The organism is Streptomyces sp. NPDC006624 (assembly GCF_040611555.1).
GTDB lineage: Bacteria > Actinomycetota > Actinomycetes > Streptomycetales > Streptomycetaceae > Streptomyces.
In genome coordinates this window covers 1-1,796 of the sequence record NZ_JBEXOM010000055.1, presented here as the reverse complement: position 1 = coordinate 1,796, position 1,796 = coordinate 1, and the positions used below count along the sequence as shown (strand labels likewise).

The 1,796-nt window shown below is 64.7% G+C and carries 3 protein-coding genes; 1 reads left to right on the top strand and 2 read right to left on the bottom strand.

The genetic code is table 11. The annotated features are described in order from the left end of the window. Positions 1-289 precede the first annotated feature (289 nt). A complete protein-coding gene (locus ABZY20_RS37100; protein WP_356447926.1) occupies positions 290-862 on the top strand; it encodes a hypothetical protein in 573 nt (190 codons plus the stop codon). Positions 863-969: 107 nt separating this feature from the next. Here ABZY20_RS37100 and ABZY20_RS37095 read toward each other — a convergent pair whose 3' ends face one another. Further along, positions 970-1,275, bottom strand: a complete 306-nt coding sequence (locus ABZY20_RS37095; RefSeq protein WP_356447924.1) for a transcriptional regulator — start codon at positions 1,273-1,275, stop codon at positions 970-972. 1 nt (position 1,276) lies between these two features. Next, positions 1,277-1,678 (bottom strand): hypothetical protein, encoded by a 402-nt coding sequence (locus tag ABZY20_RS37090; protein ID WP_356447922.1) that lies wholly within the window; start codon positions 1,676-1,678, stop codon positions 1,277-1,279. Between the last annotated feature and the right edge of the window lie 118 nt (positions 1,679-1,796).

Sequence of the window (1,796 nt, the reverse complement as noted above, 5' to 3'; positions counted from 1 at the left end):
ACAGCGGCTGCCAGCGGTCTGAAAGCGGAGGGGCAGAGGCGAGAGAGGGAGGCCGTTGGGTAAATCGCTCGCACGGATCCCTTATTTGAATGTTGACCGAAGCTGAGTGAACCTCAGATCTTCCTCAGCTTGGCCTTTCTGGCTTTGGCCTGACATCTCCGTCATGATTAAGTGATCTTCGTCCGGGCCGCGTGGGGGAACACCGGCACGAACGACCAACGTGCGCGCGGTCCCGGTGAATTGATGGGGCAGTAGCCCCTGTCTTTCTTCTCTGACCAAGGAGTTAGTTGTGAGGACCTTCCGCCGCCGTGCGGCGCTGGTGTCTCTTGTGTGCGCGGCTGCCGTCACCTTCAGCGGTGTCAGCTCGGCACACGCCGCCCCTGAGGCGCCGGTCGCCACCTCGGTGTCCGCTGAGGAGCTCTCCCAGCAGCAGATCGACGAGCTGGCGCGATACCTGGAGGCCATCTACGGTGGCGAACTGAGCGCAGCCGACGGCACGTTCGACCGTGCTGCCGCCGAGGCCAAGTTCGGCAAGGAATTCGCCGACGCGGTGGAAACCCAGATCGCGGAGCAGCGTGCGGGTGCGGCCAAGTCCAAGGCGTCGTCCGGACCGCGGGCGGCTGCGGCGAGCAAGGACAGCTACGGCAAGTGCCTGCTGAAGGCTGTGGGCTTGGGTGGTCTCGGCGGTGCGACGTCCGCCATCATGAACAAGCTGTCGGAGAAGAAGTGGTCCGACGCTGCCCGGCTGATCACCAAGGAAGCAGCCAAGCGGGGGCTCAAGATCGCCGTCAAGGGCGGGGTCGTGGGGCTCGCTGCCACCCTCGCTGCCAGTGGCATCTGGTGTGCCACCCCTTGGGCGTGACGACCGCGCAGGTCCACAAACTCTGAGGGAGTTGTGCGACTGGACGGGAGCAACGGGGCGGGCTGTTCTGGCCCGCCCCGTCTCCGTGCCGGCATTCGCGCGTCCCGCTACTCGAGGTCTGCCTGGACGACCTTGCGCAGTTCGTCCAGGTACTCCTCGAATTGTTTGCGGCCTGCGGGCGAGAGGCGGACCCGGGTCACCGCATGCCGCCGCTCGCGGAACTTGGCGATCTCGACGAGGTTCTCTTTCTCCAAGATGCCCAATTGCCGGGAGAGTTCAGGAGTGGAGAGTTCCAGGGAATTCTGCAGATCGGCGAAATTGATCTGCTGGACATGTCTCAGGACCCCCAGAATGGCGAGACGTGTGGGGGAGTGCATCACCGTCGTCAGACGCGTCCGCGGCTGAGGGGTCATGTCAGCGCCTCCACCGCAGTGCGAGATAACCGGTGAACACAGCGGTCGGTACGGCCGCGGCCACCAGGGCCCCCGCAAGTTCCACGGGGTTGTTCCACAGCAGCCCCAGCGCGGGAATCGCCAGGGAAACCGGGACGAGGAAGGAGGTCCATTCCTCCACCTTGGAGTGCGGCCTCCGGCTGGGTGCCCGCAGGTGGAACCAGCGCCAGCGCATCACGAGAACCAGGGCGAGCAGCAGAACGACGCAGCCCACGCCTACGGGGATCTCGATGGCGGCTGCTGCGGCAAGCATGGCGAAGAGCATCAGGGCCGACAGGGCACCCAGGGCACGCTCGCTGGTGGTGGCGGCTTGTGTGAGGTTCGGGGCGTCCTCTACGGCACGCAGTTGCTCTGCGGAGTTCACGTTGTCCCCCATGTTCGGCCTTTCGCGGTGGTCAGTCGCTGTGCCTTCAGCTTACGCACGTGGTTTCCAAAACTGCAACTAGGGTCCGTCTTCAAAGATCATCCGGGTGGTGGATCAC